Origin of the sequence: Streptomyces sp. NPDC023723, assembly GCF_040639815.1 — a bacterium.
Classification (GTDB): Bacteria; Actinomycetota; Actinomycetes; order Streptomycetales; family Streptomycetaceae; genus Streptomyces.
The window spans coordinates 1-5,788 of sequence record NZ_JBFAAP010000112.1; the positions used below are offsets into that span (position 1 = coordinate 1).

General features: G+C 74.8%; 7 protein-coding genes. 6 read left to right on the plus strand and 1 reads right to left on the minus strand.

Going from position 1 to position 5,788, the window contains the following annotated elements; translation table 11 throughout:
• A partial coding sequence (locus tag AB0G32_RS40120; RefSeq protein ID WP_361175949.1) for a VWA domain-containing protein occupies nt 1-646 on the plus strand: 646 nt, incomplete at its 5' end.
• A 31-nt stretch (nt 647-677) separates the two neighbouring features.
• Nucleotides 678-1,346: an SRPBCC family protein gene (locus AB0G32_RS40125; protein WP_361175952.1), complete on the plus strand. Its 669-nt coding sequence runs from the start codon at nt 678-680 to the stop codon at nt 1,344-1,346.
• Between the two features lie 18 nt (nt 1,347-1,364).
• Here the strand turns inward: AB0G32_RS40125 and AB0G32_RS40130 are convergent, their stop codons facing one another.
• A complete protein-coding gene (locus AB0G32_RS40130) occupies nt 1,365-1,883 on the minus strand; it encodes a metallophosphoesterase (RefSeq protein ID WP_361175955.1) in 519 nt (172 codons plus the stop codon).
• 108 nt (nt 1,884-1,991) lie between these two features.
• Between AB0G32_RS40130 and AB0G32_RS40135 the strand changes: the two genes are divergently transcribed.
• The 4 genes from AB0G32_RS40135 to rfbC all read left to right on the plus strand — a co-directional run bounded on the left by AB0G32_RS40135 (nt 1,992) and on the right by rfbC (nt 5,745).
• Complete coding sequence (locus AB0G32_RS40135; RefSeq protein ID WP_361175958.1) at nt 1,992-2,453, plus strand: MarR family transcriptional regulator; 462 nt, start codon at nt 1,992-1,994, stop codon at nt 2,451-2,453.
• Nucleotides 2,454-2,508: 55 nt separating this feature from the next.
• Nucleotides 2,509-3,093, plus strand: a complete 585-nt coding sequence (locus tag AB0G32_RS40140) for a hydrolase (protein ID WP_361175961.1) — start codon at nt 2,509-2,511, stop codon at nt 3,091-3,093.
• Nucleotides 3,094-3,229: 136 nt separating this feature from the next.
• Complete coding sequence (locus AB0G32_RS40145) at nt 3,230-5,146, plus strand: glycosyltransferase family A protein (protein ID WP_361175964.1); 1,917 nt, start codon at nt 3,230-3,232, stop codon at nt 5,144-5,146.
• Between the two features lie 2 nt (nt 5,147-5,148).
• Nucleotides 5,149-5,745 carry a dTDP-4-dehydrorhamnose 3,5-epimerase gene (rfbC, locus tag AB0G32_RS40150; RefSeq protein ID WP_361175967.1) on the plus strand — a complete coding sequence of 199 codons (597 nt, stop codon included), beginning with the start codon at nt 5,149-5,151 and terminating at the stop codon, nt 5,743-5,745.
• The last annotated feature ends 43 nt before the right edge of the window (nt 5,746-5,788 follow it).

A 5,788-nucleotide genomic window follows, 5' to 3' on the forward strand; every position in this document is an offset into this window, starting at 1 on the left:
GCGCGGCGCGGTGGACCCGCGGCGGACGGTGCGGGAGCTGCTGCGGCACGGCGGGGAGCCCGTTCGCCCCCGGTACCGGGCGCGGACCGAGCGACCGCGCCGGCTGGTGCTGCTGGTGGACGTCAGCGGGTCGATGGCCCCCTACGCGGACGTGCTGCTGCGGTTCGCGCACGCCGCCGCGCGGTCCGCGCCCACCGAGGTGTTCACCGTCGGCACCCGGCTGACCCGGGTGACCCGGGAACTCACCCACCGCGACCCCGACCGGGCCCTCGCGGCCGCCTGGGCGGCGGTGCCCGACTGGCGCGGCGGCACCCGGCTCGGTGAGCTGCTGCGCGAGTTCCTCGACCGGTGGGGACAGCGGGGGGTGGCGCGCGGCGCGGTCGTGGTGCTGCTGTCCGACGGCTGGGAGCGCGGCGACCCGGAGCTGCTCGCCGCCCAGTTGCGCCGCCTGGGCCGGCTGGCCCACCGGGTGATCTGGTCCAACCCCCTCAAGGCCCGCCCCGGTTACGCCCCGCTGGCGGCCGGCATGGCGGCGGCCCTGCCGCACCTGGACGCCTTCGTGCCCGGTCACAGCCTGGCCGCGCTGGAACGGCTGGCGCGGGAGATCCGGGCGCCGGCCCGGCCGGGCGGGCCGCGAGGGCCGTAGCACCCCGTGTCACGAGAACTAGGAGGCCATCATGGAACTGCACCACGAGTTCACCGTGCCCGTCCCGGTCGACGACGCCTGGCGGGCGCTGCTGGACATCGAACGGGTCGCCCCGTGCATGCCGGGGGCGACCGTCGACGAGTTCGACGGCAAGACCCTGACCGGTTCGGTGAAGGTCAAGGTGGGCCCGGTGACCCTGACGTACAAGGGCACCGCCGTCTTCGAGGAGCAGGACGACGCGGCGCACCGCATGGTGCTCGTCGCCGGCGGCCGGGAGGCCCGCGGCCAGGGCACCGCGCGGGCCACCGTGACCGGCACGCTCAGCGAGCGCGACGGCGGCACCGCCGTCTCGGTGCGCACCGACCTGACGGTGACCGGCCGCCCGGCGCAGTTCGGGCGCGGGGTGATCGCAGAGGTGGGCGACCGGATCATCGGCCGGTTCGCCACGAACCTGAGCGAGCTGCTGGCCGCACCGGAGGGAGACATTGGGGAGGACTTGGCGAAGGACGTGACGGAGGACATGGCGGAGGGCAAGGGGGCGGCCGCCGGTGCGCCGGTGGCGGAGCGGGCCGGCCGGGACGACGCGCTCGACCTGGTCCGGGCGGCCGGCGTCCCGCTGGCCCGGCGCGCGGGCCCGGCCCTGGCCGCCGTGCTGGTCGTGACGCTGGTGGTGGTCCGGATCCGGAGGCGGCGGCGTTGACCGGGGGCGCCCGGCGGCTCAGCCCCGTCGTGCCGCCGGGCGCGGCGGCAGCCGGTGCAGTTCGACGTCGTCGAGCCGGCCGTCGGTGACCGTCGCCGTCAGGTAGGTGCAGTGCGGCTGGCGGCGGCGGTCGGTCGGGGAACCGGGGTTGAGCAGCCGCAGGCCGGTGTCCGCGGTGCTGTCCCACGGGATGTGGCTGTGCCCGAAGACCAGCACGTCCAGGTCGGGGAAGCGGGCCGCGCAGCGGGCTTCCCGGCCGGTCGCCGGACCGGTCTCGTGGACGACCCCGAAGCGCAGGCCGCCGAGGTCGGCACGGGCCACCTCCGGCAGCCGGGCGCGCAGTTCGGGCCCGTCGTTGTTGCCGTACACCGCGACCAGCCGGCGGGAGCGGTCCTGAAGGAGGTCGAGGCTGGCCGGGTCGACCCAGTCCCCCGCGTGGATCACGACGTCGGCGCGCGGCAGTTCGGCCAGCAGCGCGGCGGGCAGCTCCCGCGCGCGCTTCGGCAGATGGGTGTCGGACATGATCAGCAGGCGCACCGGTCCAGCGTAGGTGCCCCGCGGTGGTCCGGGGCCCACGGACATGAACAGGTAAAACTGCGCAGCCTCGACTGGACAGGCTGGCCTGTCGATTTTAGAGTCGGAGACATGAACAGGGAAGCCGCCGAGCCCGCCGAGGGTGTCTCCGACTCCGCCGCCCGTGCCGCACACGACCTGCGTGTGGTGTTCAGCCGGCTGCGCCGCCGGATCCGGGAGGTGGCCCAGGACGAGGACCTCACCCCGTCCCAGGTGTCGGCCCTCACCCTGGTCGGCAAGCACGGCGCCGCCACCGCCAGCGCACTCGCCGCCGCCGAGGGGGTCCGCCCGCAGTCCATGGCGGCGACGCTCGCCGCGCTGGAGCGGCACGGGCTGATCCGCCGCGCCCCCGACCCCGACGACGGCCGCCGGCAGCTGGTCACCCTCACCGACGCGGGCCGGGCCCGCGTCGACGGCGACCGGGAGATCCGCGGCGAATGGCTGGCCCGCGCCTTCCAGGACCGGTGCAGCGAGGCGGAACGGCGGACCGTGCTCGACGCGCTCACCCTGCTGGAGCGGCTCACCCGCCCCTGACCCGGTACCCGCACCACCACCGCATCACCACCGCACCATCGAAAGGCCCGCACGCATGACTCTCACCACCCTCGACCCCCGTACCGCCCTCGTCGTCATCGACCTCCAGGCCGGCATCCTCGGCGCCCCCGTCGTCCCGTACCCCGGCGCCGACGTCCTGGCCCGGAACGTGGAGCTGGCCGACGCCTTCCGGGCCCGGAAGCTGCCCGTGGCGCTGGTCCGGGTCTCCTTCGCGGCCGACGGGGCGGACGCCGTGCCCGGCCGTACCGAGGCCGCCGGCGCCGGCCGCTCGCTGCCGGCGGGCTGGGACGTCATCGCCCCCGAACTGGCCGGGCACCCCGGCGACATCACCGTCACCAAGCACAACTGGGGCGCCTTCCACGGCACCGACCTCGATGTGCAGCTGCGCCGCCGGGGCGTCACCCAGATCGTGCTGACCGGCATCGCCACCAGCATCGGCGTGGAGTCCACCGCCCGCGCCGCGCACGAGCACGGCTACCACGTCACGCTGGCCACCGACGCGATGAGCGACATGAACGAGGAGGCGCACCGCAACAGCGTGGAGCGGATCTTCCCGCGGCTCGGCGAGCGGGGCAGCACGGCCGAGATCCTCGCCCTGCTGGACAAGACGCACGGCTGACCCCGGCCGGGGTCACCTCACAACACGGTCTCGGGGCCGGGCCGGAGGTGGCGAACACAGCGGGCCGCGTTAGCATCGGGCCACCCTTCGCCACACCAGCACAGATACGGCAAGAGACCCAGGGGGCCCCAGCCTGATGCCGGTCAAGGTCAGCGTCATCGTTCCCGTCTACAACCCGGGGACATACATCGAGGACTGCATCGCCTCGTTGCAGCGGCAGTCGCTGCCGCCGGAAGCGTACGAAGTGATCTTCGTCGACGACGGCTCCACCGACGCCACCCCGGCCCGGCTCGACGCGCTGGCCGCCGAGGACCCCCGGATGCACGTCGTCCACCAGGAGAACTCCGGCTGGTCGGGCAAGCCCCGCAACGTGGGCATCGCCGCCGCCCGGGGCGAGTACGTCATGTTCGTCGACAACGACGACTACCTGGGCGACGAGGCCCTGGAACGGATGTACGACTACGGGGTCGCCAACGGGGCCGACGTGGTGGTCGGCAAGATGGCCGGCAAGGGCCGCCCGGTGCCGGTGGAGCTGTTCCGCCGCAACCATCCGCGGGCCACCCTGGCCAACTCGGCGCTGATCGACAGTCTCACCCCGCACAAGATGGTGCGCCGGGAGTTCCTGGACCGGATCGGACTGAGGTTCCCGGAGGGCCGGCGGCGGCTCGAGGACCATGTCTTCGTGACGGAGGCGTACCTGCGCGCGGCGAACGTCTCCGTGCTCAGCGACTACGTCTGCTACTACCACGTCAAGCGGGACGACGCCGCGAACGCCGGTTTCCAGCGCTTCGACCCCGCCGGCTACTTCGGCAACCTGCGCGAGGCCCTCGACATCGTCGAGAAGTACACCGACCCCGGCTCGCTGCGGGACCGGCTGTTCCGGCGCTGGCTGCGCAACGAGATGGTCGAGCGGCTGCGCGGCAAGCGGCTGCTGGCCGCGCCCGAGGACTACCGCCGGGAACTGTTCGCGGAGATCCACAAGGTCGTCGTCGAGCGCTTCGGTCCCGGTGTCGCGGCCGGGCTCCAGCCGACCCAGCAGGTGGTCGCCGCGCTGGCCGCCGCCGACCGGTTCGACGACCTGGTGGCGTTCGCCGAGTGGGAGGCGTCCGTCGCGCTGAGTTCCGCGCCCGAGGCGGTGACCTGGCGGGACGGCACACTGGAGATCGGTTTCCAGGCCGAGTACACGTGTGCCGGGCAGCCGATGACGTTCCCCGCCGACGCCTCGGACACGCCCCTGGAGGGGGCGCCGAAGGACGTCGCCGAGGCGGTCGCGTGGGTGGCGGCGCAGACCGCCGTCCGGTTCGGGGCGGCCACCGCCGATCTGCTGCTGCGTGAGCGGTCCAGCGCCGCCCAGCACTTCCAGCCGGTGCGGATCACCCGCGAGGCGGTCCCCGCCGGGGACGCCGGCCGGGTCCGGCTGACGCTGCGGGCGACGGCCGACGTGGACCCGGACACGCTGCCCGGCACCGGGATCTGGGACGCCCTGGTCCGGGTCAAGCTGGGCGGCTGGACCAAGGAGTGCCGGCTCGGTCCGGTCGCCGGACCGCAGGGCCGGCTCGCGCCGCCCGCCGGGGTCGTCGCCGCGCGCGCCGTACTGCCGTACTGGACCGACCCGCACCGCAATCTCTCCCTGGACCTCGGCGCCTCCGCCAACCGGCTCGGGGTGCCGCGCGCGGACCTGTCGGTGACCGGCGACCGGCTCGGCGCCGGACTGCCGCTGTACGTGCCGGGCGAGAGCGAGGTACTGGTGCGGTTCGCCACGCCGGGCCGGTCCGTCGACGTGCCCGGCACGCTGGCCCCGACACCGGACCCGGCGCGGTCGCGGCTGACGGCCGTACTGCCGGCCGCCGTGCTGGCGGGCGGCACCTGGAAGGCCGCCGTCTGCCTCACCCCGGGGGCCGGTGAGCCGCGCTTCCACCCGCTGCCGCAGCCGCTGCGGGTCGAGGGCGGTGCGGTACGGGTGGGTCCGCCGCCGCGGCCCGGACTCGGCGAGCGGCTGTGGCGCAAGGCCCGGCGGCTGCTGGGGGCCGCCCTGCGGAAGGTGAGGAACTGAACGTGCGGGCACTGGACATGGCGGGCGCCTGGGTGCTGGAGCCCAAGGTGTTCCCGGACGACCGGGGCAGCTTCCACGAGTGGTACCGGGGCGCGGAGTTCCGCGCGGCCACCGGGTACGACCTGACGCTGGCGCAGGCCAACTGCTCGGTCTCGCGCCGGGGCGTGCTGCGCGGGGTGCACTTCTCCGAGGTGCCGCCCGGGCAGGCGAAGTACGTCACCTGTGTACGGGGCGCGGTGCTGGACGTGGTGGTCGACATCCGCACCGGCTCCCCGACCTTCGGGCAGTGGGAGGCGGTGCGGCTCGACGACGACACCCGGCACGCGGTGTTCCTCGCCGAGGGGCTCGGGCACGCCTTCATGGCGCTCACCGACGACGCGACGGTGGTGTACCTGTGCTCGACCGGGTACGCGCCCGGCCGGGAGCACGGCGTGCATCCGCTCGACCCCGCGCTGGGCATCGCCTGGCCGGAGGGCATCACCCCGGTCCTGTCCGAGAAGGACGCCGCGGCCCCGACGCTGGCCGAGGCGGAACGGACCGGCCTGCTGCCGAGCTACGCGCAGTGCACGGCATACTACGACGGGCTGCGCGGCCGGTAGAGCGGCGGGCGCGGTGCGCGGGGCGTACCGCGGCCGCCCGCGC

Excerpts from the sequence above, each read along its gene's own strand:
- AB0G32_RS40140 (WP_361175961.1), top strand. The coding sequence starts at position 2,509 with ATGACTCTCACCACCCTCGACCCCCGTACCGCCCTCGTCGTCATCGAC.
- AB0G32_RS40125 (WP_361175952.1), top strand. The coding sequence starts at position 678 with ATGGAACTGCACCACGAGTTCACCGTGCCCGTCCCGGTCGACGACGCC.
- AB0G32_RS40145 (WP_361175964.1), top strand. The coding sequence starts at position 3,230 with ATGCCGGTCAAGGTCAGCGTCATCGTTCCCGTCTACAACCCGGGGACA.
- AB0G32_RS40135 (WP_361175958.1), top strand. The coding sequence starts at position 1,992 with ATGAACAGGGAAGCCGCCGAGCCCGCCGAGGGTGTCTCCGACTCCGCC.